We start from the raw sequence: 23,544 nt of genomic DNA on the forward strand, positions 1-23,544 counted from the left end.
CGCTGATTTGAGCGCGCCGGTCTTGATTTTACTCACCCTGGGGGAGGGATTCGATCAGGGGTTGGACTTTGGCCGGAGGCACCATCATTTCCTTGGTCTTACGGCGGATAAAATCCTTGAGCTTTGAGGCAGGGAGTGTGGGATAGGGAGCATCATGGACTTCGAGACTGGCTTTGGGATTGGTAAATACAATGACCACCTCAGGATGAATAACCTCCTGATCCTTGCCACTCTTTTTAATAAACCGTAATAAATCGCTTCGATAACTTTCGGCTTCAAGATCAGGTCGGCCAATCCCTTCCTGGCCGAACAGGCGGGAGAAGAATTTTACGCCCGATTGTCGGTATCGTTTTCCATCATAAGTGATCTTCCCGGCCTGATACATGGGGGCGATAATCCAGACGCCTGCTGGCCCTACCAATAAATGAGGGACAGGGGCTGTGTAATGATAAAGAATGAAGCGATCATCCAGGCCTTTCAGGCTGTCGGAAATCGCCTGATCGATGGTTTCTTTTCGGCCCCACCGATTTCCAAAGTAAAGGCTGATCTGGGTCAGAATCAGCCCAACGAACATGGCGATATATGAGTAGGTAAGCATACGATCGTCGATGACTGGAACCGGGTCGGTGCTCTGGAAGGTCTTTACAATTTGAGTTACAGCAAGGATAAACCCTCCGAGAAGGATGGCAAGAGCAACCAGTGAGGTATACTGGCCGATTTTCCGGTATCGAGCAACTTTCTTTTTGTCAATGATGATTTTCATGTTAATTTCCCCGACAGATTAAGAAAGAGATGGATTGATTTCAGTGGATGAGCTGTTCAGCCTGAGCTTAATTTCCTGACGCAGAGCCCCCAGCAGGTCTAGCTGAACAGCCTGACGTGCCAGGCGGAGGGCACTGTAAATGGCGCGGGCATTTGACCTGCCATGGCCAATGAAGACAAGCCCATCGACGCCCAGCAGGGGGGCTGCGCCAACTTCTTCAGGAGACATCATTTTTCGCAGTTTTCCAAAGGCGGGTCTGGCCAGCAGTGCCCCAAGGGTGCGCAGAGGAGTGGCTCGCAACTCTTCACGAAGGATGTCTACGAGAAGCTTCGCTACTGCTTCGGATGATTTTAACAGAATGTTTCCGGTAAAGCCATCGGTGATCACCAGGTCAACTTCGCCCTGGAAAAGCTCTTTCGGCTCAACATTCCCAATAAAGTTCAGGGGGGTCTGTTGAAGTAGTTCGTGCGTTTCGTGCACCAGGGCGTTGCCTTTCATGGATTCTTCGCCATTAGACAGTAACCCAACACGAGGAGATGGAACGCCCAGGATCTTCTCAGCATACAGACTTCCCATGTAGGCAAATTGAACTAAAAACTCAGGACGACAATCTACATTGGCGCCAATATCGCATACCACGCACTGGCCTTTTCGAGTGGGGAAGATTGCGGTAAGAGCGGGGCGCTCAACTCCCTCAATACGGCGAAGGATTCGAGTGGCGTTAAACATGGCTCCACCTGTGTTCCCAGCAGTGACAAAAGCGCTGCCTTCACCGTTTTTGAGAAGCTTAAGACCGACAGCCATCGAATTGTTGGGTTTGGCGCGTGTTCCCTCAACGGGCTTGTCGGTCATTTCCAGAACGTCGGGAGCATGTACAACCCGAAGGGGCAGATTTTCAGCATTGAATTCTTTAAGCCTGGGCAGGATCTGAGTTTCGTTCCCGACCAGGATAATTTCTTCCCTAAATTCTCTGGCGGCGGCGATAGCTCCTTCTATTTCGGGAATGGGGTAATGGTCACTTCCCATTGCGTCAAGAATGATGGACATGCTTTCCCTCTCTATCAAAAAAATGGTTAATTTGCTTGACAACCCTACAGACCGGATTATAATACATCCACTCCTGCGCTGGTGCTGGAATTGGCAGACAGGCATGGTTGAGGGCCATGTGCCGCGAGGCGTGTGGGTTCAACTCCCACCCAGCGCACTCCTGCCGCCGTAAAGCGGCCTTTTTGTTAAAGGCGATTTGGGGGTTGGTTGATTTATAAGGCAGTCAATTTATCTGTGTGCAAGATAATTTGACGGTTCCCTGTTCTCCAATGGATAAGCTTGCTTTTCGAGGATGTTTTAAGCAATAATAAGGTCAGATATGATTACTATTGCGTGGGGGGTTGGATATCTTCTAAACGGTTGACCAGGAGAGCGTATGCCGGGTGCCTCTGTGCTTATCGTAGATGATGATCGCAGTATTGTGCGATTATGTCAGCGCTTGCTGGAACGGGCTTCATACAGTGTCCTGGCTTCAACTGATCCGATTGAGGCGTTAAAAATCCTCAATGAAACGAAAGTGGACTTGCTCCTTGCCGATATTCGCATGCCGGTCATGGATGGATTCGAACTGATCGAGCGTGCACGCCAGATCTACCCGGATCTGGCGGTTCTGGTCATGACGGGGTTTGGAACAGTAGATACTGCGGTTCAGGCACTTTATAAAGGCGTGGATGGCTTGATTTTGAAGCCCTTTGAAAACACTGCGGATCTGGTTCAGGCGGTTCAAAGGGTTATGCTTGATCGGAAACAGAAAGAAGAGGCTGCCCGGGCACAGGCACTGCGTCCTCTGTTTGATATCAGTGAGACTCTTCTCTCCGAAACCAATCCCCGGGTGCTGGAAACGCTGGTGCCTGACACCCTGATGGAGACCTTTCAGGCGCACCATGTGGGGGTTTTTCATTCATCTCAGGCAGGCCAAGAGGGGCAGTTGCTGATCTCGCGGAACATTCCAGACCCGGTTGCAACACCGGCGTGGGCAGGGTTGGTCCGTTTCGCTCAGGAATGCCAGGCTGAAACCGCTGTGAATATCCAGGAAGAGAGTGATCCGGTTGTTCAAAACCATCTAAGAAGCCTGGGGTGGTCTTCGATGATGGTTGCCCCGGTTCTGCGCAATCAACAACGATACCTGTTTATTGTGGCGAGAAACATGCACACCCCGGTGTTCAGGGAATCAGAACTTGAATTGTTAACGATCCTTGCAAGGCAGTCGGTTGTCGCGATGGAAAATGCGCGACTGTACACCGATTTAAAAGAATATGTCAGGAAGGTGGAAGAATCTCAACGGGCCCTGGTTCAGGCGGAAAAAATGGCCGCTGTGGGCCGGCTTATGGCTTCAATGGCTCATGAAATTAACAACCCCTTACAATCGGTACGTAATTGTTTGCACCTTGCAATGCGTGAAGATATCAGCGATAACCAGCGGAGCAATTACCTTTCTATGACGGTGACAGAAGTGGAAAGGTTGGTCAATGCCGTCCGACACATGCTGGATTTTTATCGGCCCGGGACGACTGAGAAAGAGATGGTCAATTTGAATGGAGTGATCGAGAGGGTAGCCCATTTACTCCAGGCTCAGCTGATCAGCGCAAATATTGATTTGGAGCTTTCTCTTCCCGATGAGCCCATACTGCTGTTTGGAGTCAAAGACCAATTACAACAGGTGGTTTTTAACCTGCTCTTAAATGGGATGGATGCAGTTGAGAATCAGATGACGAAAAAAATATGGGTGGAGTTATCGAAACAAGGTGAGGATATTACGCTGACTATTGAAGACTCCGGGCGGGGGATCCCTGCAGAGGTACAGAATCGGTTATTTGAGCCCTTTATCAGTACAAAAAGCCACGGTACGGGTTTGGGGTTGTCGATCAGTTATACAATCGTAGAGGCTCATGGGGGGCAGTTGGCTCTGGTTCCGGGCCGGCATGGTGAGGGAGCGTGTTTTGCGGTTCAACTGCCTGTTCAACCCAAGGAAGGATCCTATGGCAAAGATCCTGGTCGTTGACGATGAAGAAATTGCCCGAACTTCACTCGCAGATATTCTACGATTGGAAGGGCATGAAATTAAGGCAGTCAGTTCTGGTGAACAGGCGGTTCAGGTACTGGAAAGTGAACCATTTGATGTAATGCTTCTTGATCTGCGGATGCCCGGCATGGGAGGGATTGACGTACTTCGCGCGGTGGTGGACAGGCTCCAAAGCCTCCAGGTGATTGTCCTCACGGCGCACGGGTCTCTGGATTCGGCAATCCAGGCCCTGCGTTTCAGAGTTCATGATTACATGCTGAAGCCGGTTTCTCCGGAGCAAATTATTGCAAGTATTGAGAAGGCTTTAGATGCCAGGCGGGCGGGCGATTCGGGTGGTTCTTCACATAGCAGAAAGACTAACCTTTTTTCCCTGCCGGGTGGAACCACTTTAGACCTGGCTAAACGGGTGGTTTGCTGGAAGGAGGGAGAAATCAACCTGACACCAACCGAAGCGCGTCTCCTGGGAATTTTAATGACGCATCTGGGTGAAGTGATCCCTCACTCCGAACTGGTCAAGCATTGCCAGGGCTACCATGTGGATAATGAAGAGGCGGCACGTATTTTAAGGCCAGTTGTGAGCCGGTTAAGACAAAAGATGACCCTGATTCCGGGATGGGGGGAATGGATTAAAAACGTGAGAGGTTCAGGGTATATGATTGAGTTCCCGCATGATCAAAGCTGAGAGTTCCAGGGTGGTTCGGAGGCGGGAATGGACGGGGGATTGAGCCAGGAAAGCCAACCGGTACCGGCTCTTTTTTGAGGCGGAATTTTATCCAGTCCAACCAAAAGCAGGCTGATTGCCAGCAAAGCGGCACCCAACCATTGCTGAGGGCTAAAATGTTCTCCGAGAAATGCAATAGAAAGAAATACGGTCAGTAAAACCTCACTCAGCCCGAGCAAGGAGGTTTGTAACCCGCCCAGCTTTTTTACCCCCATAAATAATGTAATCCTGGAAAGGAAAGTGATCAATGCCATGGCGAAGGCTGCCCACCAGGCTACCTGAGGAGAAGGGAGGTGGTGATCGAAGATGAGGAAGGCAATTTCTACGGTGGCGGCCATACTGAGCAGGGTATAAAACGTGACCGTTGGTGCGGGTACATCGATTAGAATTCTCTGGTTGATGAGAAGATGAAGGGCATACAAAGCTGCCGAACCGATCATCATCATGGATCCGGCCAGGTCGATTGCCCGGGTCGGGTGCACCAAAAGAAGCATCACTGCCGGGATAGATAATCCTAACCTGAAGGCAGTAAGACGCGTGATGGTTTGACGGTCAAGGAGTAACCAGAGAGCAACAAAGAGGGGATAAAGCGAATAAAGCATCTGGCCGATTCCTGCTTCAAGGCGACCGAGAGCGGTATAGTACAGAATCGACCCTACCCCATTAATCATTCCGGCGAGGAGACAACCGATTAATCCTACTGGATAAATGTAAAAAAAGGGCCGCATCCAGAACAGCATGGCGATGCTCATTAAAATTACAGCGATGCCGCTCCGTAAGGCAATAACCGCCAGTGGAGAAAAACCAGAAAGGATAGCTACTTTTCCGAGAATGGGTACTGAGCCAAGGAAGACAGCCGAAGCCAGCGCCGCTGTAATTCCCTGATGATGTGCACTGGTTCGCATGAGCCGTATTCCCCGGGTGTGCTACCCAAGCAGTGCGCGAACTTCATCGAGTAGCTCGTCGCTCAGAAAATCGCCTTTCTGCATCAGGGTTTGAATGTGGCCGCGAAGGCGATCTTTCTCGGCTGGGGTTAATTCTTTTGCGGTTACCACGATGACCGGAATTTGAGACGTCTCCGGGTCTTTTTCGAGCTCCTGAATGACCGAGAAGCCGTCCATTTCGGGCATCATGAGGTCAAGGATGATCAGGTTGGGGCGCTCATTTTTGGCGATGGTAAGCGCCTCACGTCCGTTGGTGGCTTCAAAGAGGGTGTAGTTTCCCTGGGTTTGCAGAATTCTACGAATGAGCCGGCGGACATCGGGATTATCGTCAACGATGGCAATTCTTGGGAAACGGTCGACAGAAACCTTAGTAAGGGCTGCCAGCAAGCCTTCCTCATTCCCTTCTTCCATGGAAGAGGGAAGTGTCACCTCGCGAGACCATCCCTCGCCGAGGATATTCCGTTCAATGGGCATGGTATGGCCGGTGCAGTTAATCACCACGGTTTCGTGGGGAGCGATGACACCATTACGAACGAGTTTAACCAGCCCGGCGAAGGCAACCGCAGCTGCCGGTTCTACTGAGAATCCTTCCATCTTTGCCAGGTAATGCATGGCACGAAAAGCCTCAGCATCAGAAACACTTTCGATGGTACCACCTGAATTCTCAAGCATTTTTTGTCTGAGAAGTGAGTAAGTGCGCCCCGGATTACCAGTAGCCAGAGTGGCGATTAGGGTTTGAGGATGTTGCACGGGGGTAGCAGTGTCTTTATTTTGTTTCCATGCATGAACCATGGGCGCACACCCCTCAGCCTGAATGGCGGCAATTTTGGGGACTTTATCGATCAGTCCCATATCGTACAATTCTCTGAAACCTTTGAGAACGCCAATGGGACCCATGCCCCCCGAGACGGCCTGAATATACCAGTCTGGAGCCCGCCAGGGACCGGACGACGAGGGCTGTAAATGTGCCAGTTGTTCTGCCACTTCATACGCGATGGTTTTCATAGACTCAATACAGGTGAGGGTCCGGGCTCCCAGATCAATACTCAAACCGCGTTGTCTGGCGAAATCGGACGCGACCTGCTTGGCCTGATCGTATGAGCCTGTAATTTTGATCACCTGGGTTCCGTAAATGGCCACTTCGCGCATTTTAGCCGCCGGTACCAGGCTGGTGAGAAAAGCCCAGAGTTTAATGGAAGCCCGGGCGGCGTAAGCAGAATACGAAATGGCTACATTCCCGGTAGAGGCGATCACGAACTCATGAATGTTTGCTTCTTTCAATGCGGCTACCGTGATGGATGCCTGCCGGTCTTTGAAAGAGGCGGTTGGGCCCTGGCGTTCGTCCTTGATGAACAGATTAGGGTTCCCAAGCATCATGCCAAGGTTGGTTGCATGGATCAGAGGTGTGCCGCCCTCTCCCAGAGAAATGGAGCGATTGGGGGCGGAAAGGGGGAGAAGTTCCTGATAACGCCAGATATCAAACGGGCGTTGTTTAACAAGATCATAAAGACGGTTCTTCAGACCATTCAGGTCGTACCGGGCTTCGCGCCACAGGCTTCCACAAGCCGGGCAAGCCGGTTGAGCAATGGAAAAAGAAGAGCGGTTTCCGCAGTCAAGGCATTCTACGATGAAAGAGTTTGACATAAATAAGAATCAGGATACCTTTCTATTAGAACGGAACTGGCGCAGGGCAGATTCAAGCGTATTGAGCAATTCTTTTTCGCGTAGAAATCCCTTGGAATACAAACCGTGCCCAAAGTCTTCCAGTTCCTTATGTTGTTCGGGGGTTAAGTCTGCACCGGTGAGAATAATAACCGGAATGTTCTGATAAAGCTCTGCACTGCGCAGTCTGGCGAGCAAGTCGAATCCATTGAGACCAGGCATAAAGAGGTCGAGAATGATTGCGTCGGGGACATTTTGCTGAATGCTTTCCCAGCCCGCCTCTCCGCCTTGAGCCAGCTGCACATGGAAGCGATCATTCGCTTCGATCATCTTTTGAACCAACCGAAGGTCTTCTGAATCATCGTCGATTACCAGAATGTTTTTGATTTCTCCGGTGAAATTCAAACGATTGAGAGCATTGAGAAGGTCTTCAGAAAGGAAGGGCTTGACCAGGTAATCGGCTGCACCTAAATTAAACCCTTTTTCTTCTTCCTCAAGAATGGAGCAGACGACAATCGGGATATTCCGGGTTTCAGGGTCGTTCTTAAGGGCCTTCATCACCTGCCAGCCGTCCATTTCGGGCATCATAATATCAAGCGTGATGGCAAATGGCTTCACCTCTTTTGCCCGCTCCACTGCGGTGCGCGGGTTGGTGTGCGGAATAATTTGATATCCTTGAGGTTGTAGATAACGCTCATAAAGATGAATGACCTGCAGATCGTCATCGATGGCCAGCACAGTATATCCTTCGCTGAGAGGTGAAGCCGTTGGAGCACTCTCGGTGACGGGTAAGGGTAAAGTGAAGAAGAAAGTACTCCCTTTCCCCACCTCACTGGAGAGCAGACCAATCCTGCCGCCATGGAGTTCGATGAGGGAACGGCAGATCGAAAGGCCCAGCCCTGTGCCTCCGGTTTTGCGGGTGGGAGAATCGTCTACCTGAGAGAAAGGCAGGAAAAGTTTAGACTGATCTTCAGGGGCAATGCCGGGGCCTGTGTCGGTGACAGTAACCATGACTTCTGGTTTTCCGTCGGGGCTTAATTGCTGGCAGGCCTCTACGGTGATAGAGCCTTCTTCTGTGAATTTAGCGGCATTAGAAAGGAAATTGATCAATACCTGGCGCACGCGAATGGCATCGGCTCGCACAAGGGGCAGGCTATCGGGCAGGTTGGTAAGAAGTTTAATGGGTTTATCCTTGACAAGCCCAACAGCTGTGGACATAGCCGAGTTGATCAGATCAAGTAGATTGACATCGGAGAAAGACAGCTCCATTTTACCGGCTTCGATTTTGGACAGGTCGAGGATATCGTTGATGAGCATCAGAAGGTGCTGGCCAGAATTGTAGATTGCGGTCAGATCCTGAGTTTGAAGCTCATTGATGGGGCCGTCAATTCCTTTTAAGATAACTCTGGAGAAGCCAATAATGGAGTTCAGGGGGGTACGCAATTCATGGCTCATATTAGCCAGGAACTGGCTTTTAACCCGATCAACCTCGCGCATATCTTCGATGGCTTTCTGCGAGAGTTCGTAGGCGCGGGCATTTTCTATGGCAATGGCAATCTGGTCGGCCAGGATACCCAGGACAAATACATCGTCTTTCGAGAATGCGTTGGTACTAGTTGCATGAATATCGAGGGCACCGATAATCCGATCACCCACTTTGAGGGGGAGCCCAATTTCTGCTCGAGTCTGGAGGAGCAGGGAGTTGGGGACAAACAGGTCTGATGAAGCCACATCGTTGAGAATCAAAGGTTGCCCCGAAGCGACAACCGTACCAATCACTGAACGGGAGCCAATAGCCACCTTATGACCGCGCCGTTTGAGTTCTGTACCGGCTGGCTCAGTGGCCTCCCGGATCACTGCAAATTGAGATTGAGGATCCACCAGGTAAATGGAGGTGTGGTAAAAACCAAACCTTTGCACCAGCAGATTGACCATCCGCGAGAGGAGCACATCCTGTGCGAGGGTGCTTGTTGTATCACGAGCGATTTCGGAAGCCGTTTGAAGTTCCAGAGCGCGCCGTTGAGCTTCTCGGAGCAGGCGTTGTTTTTCAACCGCAACTGCAACACCGTTCGCCACAGTACGGAATAACCGCACATCAGCCGGATCGAAGTTAAGGCTGGCTCTGGCCGTGGCTGCGAGGGCGCCAATGCTGCGCCCGCCAGTTCTCATGGGAACGAAGCATGCGGATTGGATGTGGTGACGCTCCAGCGTGAGACGGGTGGCCCGGTCGATGACGGGGTCCTCGAGGTTGCTCACTGCCAGACCTTCTTCCGGGAGGATACGAATCACCGGTAATTCCTGAATGTCGAAGCGGGTTCCCTTTAAATCGAGTTTGCCCATGCTGTCATAAAAGCCACTCACTTCAACCCCGGTCATTTCTCCATCTTCATTGAGATCGGCAAGGAAAAGAAAACAGCAATCGGCACCGCGCGGGAGAACATTGTTAACCACCAGGGACACCATATCCTCGGGTTCCTGAGCCTGAGCAATACCGCTGGTGATGTTATAGAGAAGGGCAGTCTCTGCCAGGGCTGTCTGAGTTTGTTCAAACAGGCGAAGGTTTTCAACGGCGATGGTCAACTGGTCAACCAGAGGCGGCAGAAGGCGTTTCTCACGGTTGGTAAAGATATGTCGGCGTTCACCTTCAAGGAGCAAGGCGCCGATTTGCCGCTTCCCGGAGATCATTGGCAGGATGCAGAGTGAAGTGACGTTCTGCCGCAGGAGTTCCTGCCGCATGGCTTCATCCATAAGGGCTTCACGAATGTCTTCGTAAAAAGCCTGGGAGGAATTTTGTAATGGCTTGTCGTAGATGGGTCTGGGAAGCTCCACTCCCACGGGAGGTGGAGGCGTGCCGTGCCCGCTATACCAGTTTGCCTGGACAGAAATCCTGGAGACTTTGTTGTATGCATCGACATCAAAGAGGAGCATCACACCGCGGTTAATTTCGGCGGGTTTCACGCCATTGATGACCGCTGCAAGCATTTCCTGGAAGTCATTGGAAATGGCCAGCCGGTTGCTCGCGTTGTAGAGGCTTTCTGTTTCGTCCAGGTTGGCGCGCAGCTGGGCAAGCAGGTTTTCGCGGATGTAGGTGTTGGCAATGGCGTCAGCGGCCACGCGCAGCAGGTTGATTTCATCTCTTTGCCATTGACGCTGCTGGTCGATTTGCTCAAAGAGTAGTAAGTCTGGAGTGGTAGAGCTTCCTGAGATGGAGAGAATGAGGACGGATTGGATATTTTGGGAGGAGAAGAAGTGCTGTGCGTTTTCCGCCTGATCGGAAGATAGCGGAAGAGCCCAGCCATCGATGCGAAGGTTGGGTATGAGGGAACTGAATACTTCGTGGTTGATCTGATGGATCTTGCTTCGGTCGAACAAATAAGCGACCAGGGGGGAGGTCCAATCTTCACCCAATTGCCAGCTCTGTGAGCTCTCTTCATAATGAAGCAGGTAAACCCGATTGGCCTGCGATGCCTGTCCCAGGTATCGCAGTACATCTCCAAGAGCCTGGGTGCCTAACTCTGAAAGGGTGGCCACCGCGCGGGCAACGCCAGCCTGGTAACGCTCGCGGTTCTCAATGGCTTTCAGGGCTTCCTGCATTTGTTGGAAGAGATTGGCATTTTCGAGGGCTGTGGCGGCCTGTGCAGCAGCGGTTGATAACAACTCAAGGTGAACTTCATCAAATTGAGGGGCATTTTCCTGGTCAAAATCTTGAATCACCAGTGCACCACTTTGATGAGCCCCCATGGAGATGGGAATACCAATCAGAGAAGCAGGTACCCGATTCTCGACAGTGATTCCAAGCTCTGCCAGCCGCTGCCCGGCCTGGTGTGTGATCAACAGAGGGGAGCGGGAAGCCATAAGATATTCTGGAAGCCCATTCGCGGCAGGACGGCTTGCGACCTGCCGATTGATGCCATACTCACGATAGACCGGAAAACTTAGTTGATGGGTGTTGTGGTCCAGAATGCAAATATAGAGGTTGCGGTCGTCGAGTACCTGCCCGGCCATTTCAGCCAGGGTGTTAAAAATGGCATCCCGTGAGGTGAGACCGGTGAGGCGCTGACCGATCTGGTTAAGCATCGCGAGGTCGCGGTTGCGATGAAGAATGACTTCTTCAGCGCGCATACGTTCGGCGAGTTCCTGCTGGGCGGCCTGGTAAAGACGGGCATTTTCCAGCGCCAGGCTGAGCTGGGTGGCCACGTCCATCACCATTTGCTGTTCGTCTTCGCTCCAGGTGCGTCTTTCAGCCTCATCTACGACTTCAATGAGCATATCACCCATATCGGTAACATTCACTGGCACGGCAATTGTTGCGGGGTGGTCTTCTCTGCCGTGAATGACTTTCATCTGTCGTTCTTTGAGACTGAGCTTTCCGGCAGGTGTTCGCGGCGCGAAAGCAGAAGACAGGGCATTCTGCCTGCTATGAGTTCCACTGGATGGCCGGGAACGAATGGGAAGGGTGGCAGGTGAGGGAATGGATGATGCAGTTGCTCTTTCTGGTGAGGATGGAGAACGAAGTGTTCGCTTTTCAGATTGAGTTTCCTGGATGAGCTGGATGATGCCACGCCATGCTTCGCTTTCACCATTCACAGGCGCATGGAGAATGACGAAGCGGGCTTTTCTCCAATTACCGGAGGCATCGCGGATGGAGATTTCCGATTCAGAAGGGAATTCTTTTGCCTGGAATAAACGCTTTACGGCTTCTATCGAGGATGGATCGAGCATGAATTCATCTGCCGGTTGGTGGATCCAATCCTGTGGAGAAAACCCCAGACTCGCAATTTCAGCAGAACAAGAAAGATAGCGAAGGTTCTGGTCTGCGGTCCAGTGCCACCCTGATGGCGAGGTGACATCCTGAGAGCTGGCCCCCGGCGCAGGAGTATCCACGACCTCATTCAGGTTTGAGAAGAGAGAATTAAGCCGGTTGTGAAATTGTTTCTTGGACATAGGCTTTGATCTCCTGTGCCAGGGCGCGGTATTGAAAAGCGGAACGAGTTTTCGGTGCGTGGATCAGCACCGGCACACCAGCAATAGCACTTTCACGCAGGCGGGTATCAACTTCGATGACGGTATCTAATACACCGTTGCCAAAGGTGGTGCGGAGCTGCTCACTTAAAGTGCGATGGATGCGGTTGCGACGGTCGAAGAGGGTTAAAAGGAGCCGGTAAGTCAGGTTCGGGTTGCCATTAAGGCGAACTTTTCGGATCAGGGTCATCATATTTCGGAGGGCATGGATGGAAAAGAACTCAGCCTGAGTGGGCATGATTAACAGATTAGCCGCGGTTAGAGCGTTGGTGGTAATAGCACCCAGAAAAGGCGGACAATCCATCAGAATAAAATCATATCTGGAACTGATCGGTTGCAGAGCGTTGCGTAAAATAACTTCATACCCGGACCGGATTGGGAGGAAGCGTTCGGCCAGACCCAGGCTGGAAGAAGCTGGAATCAGGTCCAGGCCAGGGACAGCAGTTTTCAGCACCAGATTCTGACCGGGTTTATCTTCCAACAGCATACTCGCTGAAGTTCGATGTCCATTTTCTGATTGAAGTGCCAAAGCCATGGTGAGGTTGGCCTGGGCATCCAGATCGATGGCCAATACACTCGAACCAGCTTCGGCCAGAGCAGCCCCGAGAGACAGGGTGGTTGTGGTTTTTGCTACGCCGCCTTTTTCATTGGCAATCGCAATTATGCAGCTCATTTCAATCCCTCCGAAGCGGTTGAATCAAAGTTCGTCTTTTCCATGAGGTCCGCGGCCGTTTCCATCATCGGAAACCGGTTGATCGGCATTGCGAATGTAAATTTGTGTATGAGTTGCCCCCAGAGCTTTCTGTAATTCGGTCGCAGCGATTTCCAGCATTTCCTGAGGATCGTTGGTGGCACGAATTTTACCGGTGATTTCGAGAACTTTCTTTTCCCGCTCAGCACGTTGAACGGTCCTTTCCAGTAAGCGTGCCGCTTCAAGTGCAATACCTACCTGCTGGGCAACTTCTCTGACTGCCTGCAATTCATCGTCCGACCAGGATTGACGTTCAGCAGTATCTTCAACGCGAATGGCTCCGATTACCTCTCCACGTACCGAAATGGGCACTGCCAGAATAGTACGCGTGGTTTGATCGGGCAGTTGCTCTTTGAGCACCAGAGGTTCATCGCTATTCAGGGCCAGAGTCTGAGGAAGGGGTTCGGATTCAGCAGGGATGAGCCCCTGAGGCGTATATTGATAAGCGCGGATTTTTTGACGGGTCAGATGGGTTTCCCATTCCTGGCGTAAGTACTGACGGTGAATGTTCTCGGCTTCGGCCAGAGCCCGCGCGGTGTCGGTATAGAGACGGTTGTTATAGATGGCAACTGCAATCTGGTCTGCCAGGGTAGCAAAGAGTTCTACATCTTCTTGCGAAAAGGCGTCAGGTTCGATACTCTGAATATCAAGCGCACCAATCACTTCATCGTTTACCTTCAATGGAAGAGCCATTTCGGAACGGGTTAATGGAAGATCAGGGTTATCGAAAAATACTGAGTCTTCACCTACATCGGTGGCAATTCTGGGATTACCAGTGCCGGTCACATATCCTACGATACCGGTTTTACCCACTCCTAAACGGTGGTGGCGGGCAAGCATTCGCTGCCCTCCTTCTGAATTGGCCGCCCGCAACACGGCAAATTCTCTGGCGTCATCTAACAAGAAAATCCCGACGTGGTAGAAACCAAAACGTTCACTGATGAGTTGGGTGATTGAGTTGAGTAAGGGCTGGAGTTCCTGTGAAGTGACGATACTGCGCGCTACTTCTGCTACGGTTTGAAGCTGACGAGAGCGGTACATCAGGGCTTCATTACGCCGGGTGATTTCCTGGGTACGTTCGGCCACACGATTCTCAAGGTCGGTGATGAAAGCCCGGAGCTGATCAGCCATCTGGTTAAAAGCTCTACCCAGGGTACCAAATTCATCGGCGCCGAGAATGTTTGTGCGGGTTTCCAGATCACCCTGAGAAATTTTCTGCGCAGTACGGGTGAGGCTGGTAATGGGCGCGCTCAGGTAATTGGAAACACCGACAGAAATGAAACCCACTAAGAGAGATAGAATAGTGGCAACGAGTGTAGCCACACGAATGTGAGGATCTCGGATGGTAGCATCATTAAAGTCTGCCTGAATGTATACCACCTTCCAGGGTTTTTCTGTCATTGAGGCAACGCCACCGATTTCACCCCATGGGTCAGGCTCACTTTCTGGATCCAGGTTGCCTTCAAAAGAAAAGGTGGGGTCGGGGTTTTGAAGTGCCTGAGCGAGAACCACCTGGCCGGTTCCCTGGATGGCGCTCTGGCGGTTGGGTAATCGGTTTTCTGCGATGAGCGTTTCGATTTGGGCGGCCTGCAGGCCGGTGACCGTTGTGTAAACCAGATTAGGGGTAAAAGTATCGGCCAGGCGAATGGTATAGTCGTCGAAAAGCATGGCGTGCGAGCGAATACCCAGCAGGCCAGAATAAGTTTCAAGAATGCGTTGAAAGATCAACGCATTGAACCGAACCCGATACACTCCAACGATCTGGTTTTTGGTATTTCTAACCGGTGCACTAATATAAATAAAAGTTCCTCCCGCTGGATCAAAGACAACATCTGAGACGTAAGCCCGGCCATTCTTCATAGGCACGTTGAAATACGGCTGGTCAGATTCGAGGCGGCCTTCATTGGCATCGGTTGTGTCAATAAGGTTTTTACCGTCGGTGTCCAGCAAAGCATAGGAGGTTAAGTAAATGCGTTCGTTGCTCTCACTATTGAGGAGGGTCTTAAACACCGAGCGTACTTCGCTTTCAAGACGAGTATCAATGCGGCCATGAGTATAGATGTTAAGGAAGTTTACAATTGGGGTAAGTTGAGCTTCCTGTTGTACCGCACGGAGGTTGGATCTCAGGAAGTGATCAATATAATCGGCTACCTGTTCGGCTGAAGAGACCACATTGGCCCGGATGGATTGCCGTTGTTGCTGAATTGAAAGCTGGGTTAATACGATGGTCGCCACCGACAAAGATGTGATCGCAATTGTGATAAATGCGGTGGTGAGCCGTAATTGCATGGTGGAAGCAATTAAATTGAACAGAATGAGGATAGTATAGATTCCGAGGAGTAAGATGAATAATGCTAATAGAATAGAATTGACGACAGGGATTTCAATGGAAATAAACGGTGAATAAACTCCTCCCAGAGAGATCAGTGCTGAAGTGGCAAGGCCAGCAAGAATGACGGAAGAGTTTTGGTGGTATTCACGGGTGATAGAAGAGAAGAGAAGGATGTAGATGAGATAAATGAGTGCTGAGGTAAGCCCGGTGTTTTTAATGAACATGGCCTGGGCCAGGAAGCCCAATCCAAGTAAAGCGCCCTCCCACCATAAATGCGTAATGGAAAATCGATTACGACGGATTTGTTCCAGCCCGTAAAGACCGGTTCCAAAGGCTCCCAAGAACATGAGCGCCGGTAAGAGAACTTGCCATTGCCTGGTATTCAGGACCAGAAAAAGGTATCCACCAAGTACAAGCAAAGAAACAGCAGATACCACTGCCAGGGTTACCTGGATGGGCCTTGAGGGTTGATAGCGATGGCTCTCTTTTGTGGCCGGAATAGATGTGGTTTGGCTCATGAAACCTCCAGCATATAACCTCAAGTGGACCGATTTCCACCAGGTGTTAATTGCACCAGGACTTCAGACACGCCCAGCGAATTTCCTAATTCACTGGCTGTAATTTTGAGAATCGATTCGATATCTGTTGCGCTGCGTACCTTCGAAGCAATTTCCCCGACCATGCGTTCGCGCTCAGCACGGGCCTGAATTTCCTCGACCAGGCGCACGTTATCCAGAGAAAGGGCCATCCTCTCAACAGCCTGTTCCAGCAGATTCACCATTTCAGGGCTTACCTGACGGGTACCAAATTTCACCTGAACCAGCCCAATGACCTGCCCTCTGAGCTTGATGGGCAATGCCAGTTGCGAGGCATCTTCATGGGCGGTCGAGGTGGGAGCATCTTTTTTCCAAAGCACTCTGGTAAATTCTCCCGGGTTCGCCTGGAATGGCTCGACCCTGGCGTTGTGATAACGGAAAGCAAAACGGCGGTTGCTATTGCGCAAATGTTGTTGCCAGGACTGGCGGGTAGATTGACGGGTGCGTTCCTGAACCTCTTCCAGGGTCTGACGCATTTGGGTGAAGATGCGGCTTTTTTCCAGCGCCCCTGCAAGTTGGTCTGCAATCGTTTGTAGAATTTCAACATCATCGGCAGAGAAAGCATTCTCGTGGTCACTTTGCACATCGAGGACGCCAATGACCTGGCCGTTCATTTTCATCGGGATGCCCATTTCTGAGCAGGTGTTGGGAAGGTAAGGATTTTTATAATGAGCCGGGTCTTCCTCAACGTTTCCACTGATACGAGGTTCTCCTTTGCTCATGACATATCCCACAATACCCACTTCCCCGATTTTCAGGCTGTGGTGGCGCTCAAGCATGATCTTTCCGGCTTCACCGCTACCGGCATGGAGAACCGCATATTCTCTGGTTTCATCAGGCAGGAAAATAGCCACATAGTAAAACAGAAATTGTTTTTGAATGGTATCTACAGCAGTTTGTAGCAGAGAGGATGGTTCAGTTTCGGAGACAATTTTCGTGGCGACCAGCCCAATGGCTTCCAGAAGGGCATTTTTATGAGCCATTTCTTCCAGGCGTAATCTGAACTGGCGTTCGGACTGGTTGCGTGCTTGTTCCATGAGTTGGGCGGAATGCCGTAATTCCTGGATTACCCGGGAGAATTCCCACGAAAACTGGTGGATACTGATCAGAAGATAATAACCGCAGAGGAAAAGAGAAAAGACGAGAGAAACCCAGGCAGCCAGGTCAGTCCTTGGCGCGAACCATTGGGATAACCAGGGGATCGCCGCGATAAAAGCACCCCATCCGGCGGTTCCGGTAGCCACGCCGGCGATTAACAGAATGATTGCTCCGGTCCTGAGACCAAAAAAGGCGGTTGCTAACCCGATCACAGAAAGAAGGAAGAGAGCGCCTGTTCCCTGTAAGCCCCTTGATAGAAGTTCAGAGAGTGAGAATGTAGCCAGTATGGCGATCAGGACAATGGCGCGGAACTGGAAGGATAAGCGTCGGTTGACCGTGAAGAAGAGAGCACCTGCTAAACCAGCCCAAATAAGAGCCTGCAAACCAGGGTCGATATTCCAGGAAATGGAATACCCCCACACCAGGTAGGCGCTCAGACCGGCAAAGAATGTAGCCATCCAGGCTTTTTGAAGAACTACCTCGCGTTGAAGATGCAGATCATCTCGGTCTCGCAGGTGATCGGGGATGGTTTCAGGATTGATCGAATGCAAAAAGCTCATCCGGCCCGCTCCTTTCCGGTAAATGCGGCGTCTTCATTCAATTCTTCTGGAGAAAGTAGTTGTATGGATACCTCGGCCACATTGGGGAGGCTTCCGAGTTGTTGTACGGCCGACTTTAATATGCCTTCCAGGCTGGCTGAGCGGTAGAGTTCAGCGGACATGTCGTTCAGTTTCCGTTCCTGGTAGACGCGCCATTCTGACTCCTGAACGAGGCGGGCATTTTCAAGAGCCACAGCGGTTTGAGTTGCGACCGACTCCAGGAAGGTTTGATCCTCTGGCGTCAGTTCTTCCTCATCCATCTCAAGCACCATTTCGCCGATGAGCTGGTTACGCAGCAGGAGAGGAACCTTGACGGTCTTTCCATTGCCAGTGGTTGAGCTTCCTCCAGCTCCCTGGTATTCAAAGGCCAGTTTCTCGGATTCGTAAATTTGAGACCAGGCTTTTTGCACGTAGTTACGGTTCAGAAGGTTGATTTCTTCCAGGTTGCGGCTCAATTCGGCAAACAGGTTGGCGTTTTCGAGTGCTACCCCCAGACTGTCAGCGATACCCTGAAGTACGAGAATGTCGTCCTGGTCAAATGCGTTGGGTTCCACTGATTGGAAGGTCATGGCTCCGAGTACTTCAGTGTGATAAAGGATAGGAATGGCCACTTCGGAGCGGGTTCTGGGAAGATAAGGGTTGCTGAAGCGGACGGCTTCTTCACCAACATCCAGGGCAATTCTCGGCTGGCGATTAGCAATACACCAACCGATCATGGAATTGCCTCCCACGGCGAGCCGATGCCCTTGCTCCAGCATGATACGGCCTGCTTCACCTGTGCCAGCCTTAAGCACGGCAAACCTGCCAGAGGGGTCGAGAATGAAAATGCCGACATAATAAAAGTCGAAACGTTCGCGGATCAGGTCTACGATCTGTGAAAGCAGAGAATGAGCATCTCGCAACCGGCTAATGGTGCGGGTAATTTCAGCGGCAGTACGCATTTGTATGAGGCGCCGTTGAATATCCAGTGTGCGCGCCTGGATCGTCTCTTCCAGCAGGCCGCGTTGTTTTTCTAGCGTGGTCACAAGGTTTTCATTTTCTCGCAGACCTTCCTGCAACCCGTTAACCAGGGTGCCAATTGCATAAGCCAGGGTACTCGCAAAAAGGGTGTATAAAAACAGTCCATTGGCCCAATGAGGGCTGCGGAGATAAAGGTCATAATCCGGTAAAATTTTAGGATTAAGCGTGACCAGAAGATGGATGATTACAATGGATAAAAAGCCAAAGCCGACCGTATAGAGCCCGGGAATGAAACCAAGCAGGAGGGTTGTGAGGGCGCTGGCGGTGGTGATGTAAAAACGAAATTCACCGGGCAGACTGCTATCGAAAAACTGTAGAAATCCAAGCAAATAAACGATGGCAATGATCAATCCCGAACGTACAGTTTGCGGCCATTTACGATTCAGGGTTGCCAAGAAGAGGGTCAGGAAAAACAGGATGTAAGTAAGAGCAAAGTACCATTTTCCATCGAGATATTCTGTGCGCCCGGCGAGGATGATCAAAGGGATCGAAGCCACCAGCATGGAAATGAGGATCGATTGCAGAATGCGCTCACGGTTGACGATCAGGCTTCCCTTAGACGCAACCTCTGGTGGAATGTAGGTTGGGAGCAGTTTTCGCAAGAATTGGATCATGGTGTCTCCTTATGACCATTACTACCGTTTTTAGCGGGACTGTCCGGAGTAACGGAGGAAGAGCCGGGTGGCACAAGAGCAATCTGGGCCTTTTTGACCGGGAGGGCGCGACCAATTTCCTGGACGGAGGTTTGTAAGATGGTAGGTATATCGACGGAGCGGCGGATCTTGCTGGTAATTTCGAACAACGTCTGTTGTCGTTCAACCTGGCGACGAATTTGCTCTACCAGGCGCCAGTTTGCAATGATTGCCCCAATATTGTTCGCCAATGCCACCATGATGTCCTGGTCGTTCTCATCGAACGCGGATGGTTGCTTGGATTCGAGGCTGAGGACGCCAATCAATTCTTCGCCAAACAGTACGGGTAGAGCAAGGAGACTGCGAGCGGCTTCTTCCGGGTTAACATCAGTGGCAAGCACGGCATTATTGATCCTGACAGGACGGCGTTCGGCGGCTGCCATACCAACCGGGCCTTCACCAAGAGGGATACGCAGGGCAGGCATGGAAGTAAGGTAGCCAGTGAATGCGGCCAGTTCGAGTTCATTGTGGCGGTTGAGCAGCCAGATGCCCGTTCGGTCTGCTACTTTTGCAATTTGAAGTCCGGCTACACTCTTTTCCAGAGATTCTCTCAGGTCGCTGGCGGTAGAAGCAGCCAGGTTAATCTGGTGTAAAAGTCTGTGTTTTCCAAGCATGCTCTGGGCAGCAGCGAATAATTCGGCATTATGAATTGTGGCAGCTAACTGATCTGCAAGAATGCCCAGAATTTCAATATCCTCGGGAGCAAAGGCGTTAGGCTGTTCGCTTTGCACGTCGAGTGCTCCAATCACCTTCCCTGCAAAGATGAGTGGCAGCGCCAGTTCGGCACGAGTGTTTGGAAGTAAGGGGTTGGGGTGATGGTTGGGGTCGGTGGTGACATCGTGAGCGATCACAGCCTGACCAAGCGCTGTGGCCTGCCCAACGATGGAGCGAGAGCCGACTGCCAGGCGATGCTGGTTTATCTTCATCTGGCGGCCAGCTTCACCGGTTGACTCGCGGAGTACAGCATATTCGCTCAGCGAGTCGAGTAAAAATACCGAGGCGTGGTAAAAGCCGAAACGTTCACGAATGAGGTTAACGGCTTTACCGAGTAATTCGTCGAGGTCCAGAATACCGGCAGCATCGCGTGCGATTTCTGCTGTGGTGCGGATCTGCTCGGCTCGCTCTCTGGCGACGGTTTCTGCACGAACCATTTCGGTGATGTTGCGCCGAATGACCAGAAGCCCGGTTGCTTCTCCAGCAAAGTTCAGAACAGGAATACGTGAGACCAGATCCCATCGCGGAGTGCCATCGTGCATCACCTGTTCCACGTCCCCCAGCCGCGGTTGATTCGATGCGAAGACAGTCTGCTCTATCTCATAAGCGCTGGAAGCTTCTTCCTGGGTGAAGAGGTCGAAATCGGTCTTTCCGGTAAGATCTTCGGGTTTTAGGCCAAACATGCGAGCAAAAGAAGCGCTGACTCGTTGATAGGCTCCGTGTTCATCTTTGACGATGATTGCATCGGGAGAGTTTTCAAACCAGGAGTTGAGCCAGATTCTTTCCTGTTCGAAAGTGGCCAGTGCGGCGTGCAATTCTTCAACAAGTTGTGCGTTGCGGATGGCGGTTGCGATTTGCGGGGCGAGGGTCATCAACAGGTTAAGGTCATTTTCATCAAAGCGTTGTTCTTGATCCTGGTCCTGAATGACCAGCGCACCGATCAATAGACCTCCGGCGATGAGCGGAACACCCAGCCACGATTTAGCCGGGCGTCCGACAATATGTGCGCCCAGTTCCAGGGCTCGCCGTTCGGTTTCATTGGTCAGTAAAAGGGGTTTTCGGTTCTCAATTACGAGTGAGGTTAAACCCGAGCCCACAGGGATAGGCTCAAGATCGAGCTTTTGCAGATTTTCGTAAGCGTAAGGGAATTCGATGATCTGTTGATCAGGATTTACCAGGGCCAGGATGAAGCCGAGGTCTTCTCCCAGTGTTTCGGTCACCAGTTGGTGGAGTGTGCGGTAAAGCTGCTGGAGATTAGTCTCGGCAGATGTGGCCCGACTGAAGTTGGCCAGCACCTGTAATTCGGCAAGGCGGTGCTGCAGTGTTTGGAGCACGTTAAATTTGTCGAGAGTAGCGCTGATAACTTCTGCCAGATTGGTGTAAGGTTGAATGGAAGCCTGAGTGACTTTTTCTCCCTCATAGAAACCTACAACCAGCAGTTGCACGGGTTTCCCTGTACGCATACAGGGTAGAATAACTGCTGAACGGCACCCCCGCCTGAGGAAGAAGGATAAGATGTTGTGGAACTCAGATGGGCGGGTGAAGTCTTCGATATAAACAGGCTCGCCACGGGCAACGATCTCGTAGGATTTGCTGACGGGTATTTTAATCGAAGAGAGATCCAGTTCCAGTTTTCGAGTGCGGGGATCATACAGGGCCTGGATGGTATAGTCACTTTCGGTAACTGACAACAATGCGGTAACATGCTGAAGCTGGGCAATCCCGTTGATGACCTGGTTTGTGGCATCCTGTTCTGTTTCAGCAGAGGTTACCAGTCGGGTCAGCCTGTATAACTGGGCTGTCTCTTCAAGGTTCACCTGGGTGGATTCGAGCAGGCGTGTATTCTGGATTGCCCCTGCTACCTGGTTAGCGATGGTCTGAATCACGAACTGGAGATCAACATCCAGGCCATCGACCTGTGCACTGTACACTTCCATAACACCAAGGACTTCGGTGCCCACGGTGATGGGAATGGCGATCATGGAACGACAATAAGGCAATTCTTTATCTGTGGGGTAGGTCGGATCTGACCTGACATCGGGCAGGTAACGGGGACGGTTATGGGTGGCAGCCCACCCTGCAGGGGTGTTGCTGTCCAGTGAGAAACGGGTATGCTCCCGTTTAAAGTCTCTCCCTGTTGTCCCATACATTTCGCGTAATACCAGGGAGCGATGGACCTCGTCAGTAAGAAAGATAGCGGTACTGTAGAGGTTGAAACGTTCGGTTACCAAATTAACTGTCTTTAATAAAATATCTTCCAAACGAGACGAGGAAGTGACTATTTGAGCTACTTCTGAGGCAACACGGAGCTGGCTGGTGCGCTGTTCCACCTGACCTTCAAGGTTTGAATACAGAACCGCAAGCTCTTCAGCCATTTTATTCATTGAGGTTGCCAGCTGGCCGATTTCATCTTTGCGTTTGATCTGGATACGATCCTGAAAGTTTCCCTCGGCATACTTTTCTGCAATGTGGCTGAGTTGTAACAAGGGTTCAATGACGCGGTTGGTTCCCACGTAAGTGATGGTGGCCAGAGCGATTAACATGACCAGGAGGATGGTCAAGATGGAACGATCCAGCAGAGGAACCTGTCCGAAGAGCTCGCTGGTAGGTACCTGGAGCACCAAAGAAAGAGACAGCGCAGGAATGTTCTGGACGTAAGCAAGCACCTCCTGAGCGTCGTAAGAACTAAATGTAAAGGGTTGTTTTGTTGCAGTGCCGTCCACGTAGGGGGCAACAGCCTCTTCAAATGAAGGCAGGGCGGGCAATGCCACAAGGGTGTTGTTTTCAGCGGTGGTGAAGACTTCACCCGCGGGATTGCGGTAGAAAGCACGTGCTCCAGGTAGGAACGCGACGGCTTGTTCAAGAACACGGTAAAAAACCAGGGTGGGAGAGACCCCAATGAGGGTGTAGGTATGGTTCAGGTTTGGAGTAACTACTACCTGGGTGGAAATCAATACGAGACCATCGCGGGTGGATCGGAAAGGATTAAAGGCGACCGTACTGCGGGTTTGACCGATGAGAGGTTTAATGGCGGGATGAGTTACTTTAGCGGTTCCGAAATTGTCATAGATAAACTGGCTGTCCGAAGAGGCAACCACGGTGCCGCTTTCATCCAGAATAAAAAGCTGGGAGAAAATGGGCTCGCTAACCGAGGTGCCCTGAGCAGTGGTGAAAAGTAAATTCCGTAAAGCAAATACCGCGGTGGTGGCTTCGGAACGACTGACGAATGGATTAAGGGAGGTTTCAAAAGTGGTTGTGAAAGCGGGGTCTTTGATTAAACGTTGAAGAGTGTCCTGGCGGGTCTGAGTAAATGATTCAATTTGCCGGGAACTGTTATTAGAAATTTGGGAAAGCTGATTGGCGACGAGAGATTCGATCTGTGCACGTGTCCGGTAATAGGAAACCGCACCCACAAGCCCTACGGGGATGAGCGCAACGATAATAATCGCAACAAGAACAGATTTCTGAAGGCTATCTTCTCGCAGGAAGCGAATGAGCCGGTAGAAGGGTCGGAAACGCGACGGCTTGCTTTTGCGGTCTTGTGTGTTCTGGACACTCAT

At 51.3% G+C, this 23,544-nt stretch carries 12 protein-coding genes and 1 tRNA gene; 3 read left to right on the forward strand and 10 right to left on the reverse strand.

The genetic code is table 11. The annotated features are described in order from the left end of the window. Positions 1-28 precede the first annotated feature (28 nt). Together ATHL_RS05515 and plsX are read right to left on the reverse strand one after the other, a co-directional pair. Entirely contained in the window at positions 29-763 is a 735-nt protein-coding gene (locus ATHL_RS05515; RefSeq protein ID WP_062190610.1) for a hypothetical protein, read from the reverse strand. Between the two features lie 18 nt (positions 764-781). Then, a complete protein-coding gene (plsX, locus tag ATHL_RS05520; RefSeq protein WP_084001198.1) occupies positions 782-1,810 on the reverse strand; it encodes a phosphate acyltransferase PlsX in 1,029 nt (342 codons plus the stop codon). 75 nt (positions 1,811-1,885) lie between these two features. Between plsX and ATHL_RS05525 the strand changes: the two genes are divergently transcribed. From ATHL_RS05525 to ATHL_RS05535, 3 genes are all read left to right on the forward strand, one after another. Then, a tRNA-Leu gene (locus ATHL_RS05525) sits at positions 1,886-1,967 on the forward strand. A gap of 219 nt (positions 1,968-2,186) precedes the next feature. After that, positions 2,187-3,812 (forward strand): hybrid sensor histidine kinase/response regulator, encoded by a 1,626-nt coding sequence (locus tag ATHL_RS05530; RefSeq protein ID WP_062190612.1) that lies wholly within the window; start codon positions 2,187-2,189, stop codon positions 3,810-3,812. Next, on the forward strand, positions 3,790-4,515 hold the full coding sequence (locus ATHL_RS05535; RefSeq protein ID WP_062190614.1) for a response regulator transcription factor: 726 nt from the start codon (positions 3,790-3,792) through the stop codon (positions 4,513-4,515). The genes ATHL_RS05530 and ATHL_RS05535 overlap by 23 nt, the downstream gene beginning before the upstream one ends. Here the strand turns inward: ATHL_RS05535 and ATHL_RS05540 are convergent. From ATHL_RS05540 to ATHL_RS05575, 8 genes are read right to left on the reverse strand one after another with little or no spacing between them, the layout of a single operon-like run. Continuing rightward, positions 4,506-5,459 (reverse strand): DMT family transporter, encoded by a 954-nt coding sequence (locus tag ATHL_RS05540; RefSeq protein WP_062190616.1) that lies wholly within the window; start codon positions 5,457-5,459, stop codon positions 4,506-4,508. The genes ATHL_RS05535 and ATHL_RS05540 overlap by 10 nt on opposite strands. A 21-nt stretch (positions 5,460-5,480) precedes the next feature. Further along, entirely contained in the window at positions 5,481-7,142 is a 1,662-nt protein-coding gene (locus ATHL_RS05545) for a pyridoxal-phosphate dependent enzyme (RefSeq protein ID WP_084001200.1), read from the reverse strand. Between the two features lie 9 nt (positions 7,143-7,151). Further along, entirely contained in the window at positions 7,152-12,104 is a 4,953-nt protein-coding gene (locus tag ATHL_RS05550; protein WP_062190618.1) for a GAF domain-containing protein, read from the reverse strand. Continuing rightward, entirely contained in the window at positions 12,073-12,855 is a 783-nt protein-coding gene (locus ATHL_RS05555) for a ParA family protein (RefSeq protein ID WP_062190620.1), read from the reverse strand. The genes ATHL_RS05550 and ATHL_RS05555 overlap by 32 nt, the downstream gene beginning before the upstream one ends. A gap of 24 nt (positions 12,856-12,879) precedes the next feature. Next, positions 12,880-15,783 carry a GAF domain-containing protein gene (locus ATHL_RS05560; protein ID WP_062190623.1) on the reverse strand — a complete coding sequence of 968 codons (2,904 nt, stop codon included), beginning with the start codon at positions 15,781-15,783 and terminating at the stop codon, positions 12,880-12,882. 20 nt (positions 15,784-15,803) lie between these two features. Then, entirely contained in the window at positions 15,804-17,519 is a 1,716-nt protein-coding gene (locus tag ATHL_RS05565) for a GAF domain-containing protein (protein WP_062190632.1), read from the reverse strand. Continuing rightward, a complete protein-coding gene (locus tag ATHL_RS05570) occupies positions 17,516-19,192 on the reverse strand; it encodes a GAF domain-containing protein (protein WP_062190634.1) in 1,677 nt (558 codons plus the stop codon). The genes ATHL_RS05565 and ATHL_RS05570 overlap by 4 nt, the downstream gene beginning before the upstream one ends. Then, complete coding sequence (locus ATHL_RS05575) at positions 19,189-23,544, reverse strand: GAF domain-containing protein (RefSeq protein ID WP_062190636.1); 4,356 nt, start codon at positions 23,542-23,544, stop codon at positions 19,189-19,191. Before ATHL_RS05575 ends, ATHL_RS05570 begins: the two co-directional genes overlap by 4 nt.

Origin of the sequence: Anaerolinea thermolimosa (assembly GCF_001050195.2) — a bacterium.
Lineage (GTDB): Bacteria > Chloroflexota > Anaerolineae > Anaerolineales > Anaerolineaceae > Anaerolinea > Anaerolinea thermolimosa.

Excerpts from the sequence above, each read along its gene's own strand:
- ATHL_RS05515 (WP_062190610.1), bottom strand. The coding sequence starts at position 763 with ATGAAAATCATCATTGACAAAAAGAAAGTTGCTCGATACCGGAAAATC.
- plsX (WP_084001198.1), bottom strand. The coding sequence starts at position 1,810 with ATGTCCATCATTCTTGACGCAATGGGAAGTGACCATTACCCCATTCCC.
- ATHL_RS05530 (WP_062190612.1), top strand. The coding sequence starts at position 2,187 with ATGCCGGGTGCCTCTGTGCTTATCGTAGATGATGATCGCAGTATTGTG.
- ATHL_RS05535 (WP_062190614.1), top strand. The coding sequence starts at position 3,790 with ATGGCAAAGATCCTGGTCGTTGACGATGAAGAAATTGCCCGAACTTCA.
- ATHL_RS05540 (WP_062190616.1), bottom strand. The coding sequence starts at position 5,459 with ATGCGAACCAGTGCACATCATCAGGGAATTACAGCGGCGCTGGCTTCG.
- ATHL_RS05545 (WP_084001200.1), bottom strand. The coding sequence starts at position 7,142 with ATGTCAAACTCTTTCATCGTAGAATGCCTTGACTGCGGAAACCGCTCT.
- ATHL_RS05550 (WP_062190618.1), bottom strand. The coding sequence starts at position 12,104 with ATGTCCAAGAAACAATTTCACAACCGGCTTAATTCTCTCTTCTCAAAC.
- ATHL_RS05555 (WP_062190620.1), bottom strand. The coding sequence starts at position 12,855 with ATGAGCTGCATAATTGCGATTGCCAATGAAAAAGGCGGCGTAGCAAAA.
- ATHL_RS05560 (WP_062190623.1), bottom strand. The coding sequence starts at position 15,783 with ATGAGCCAAACCACATCTATTCCGGCCACAAAAGAGAGCCATCGCTAT.
- ATHL_RS05565 (WP_062190632.1), bottom strand. The coding sequence starts at position 17,519 with ATGAGCTTTTTGCATTCGATCAATCCTGAAACCATCCCCGATCACCTG.
- ATHL_RS05570 (WP_062190634.1), bottom strand. The coding sequence starts at position 19,192 with ATGATCCAATTCTTGCGAAAACTGCTCCCAACCTACATTCCACCAGAG.
- ATHL_RS05575 (WP_062190636.1), bottom strand. The coding sequence starts at position 23,544 with ATGAGTGTCCAGAACACACAAGACCGCAAAAGCAAGCCGTCGCGTTTC.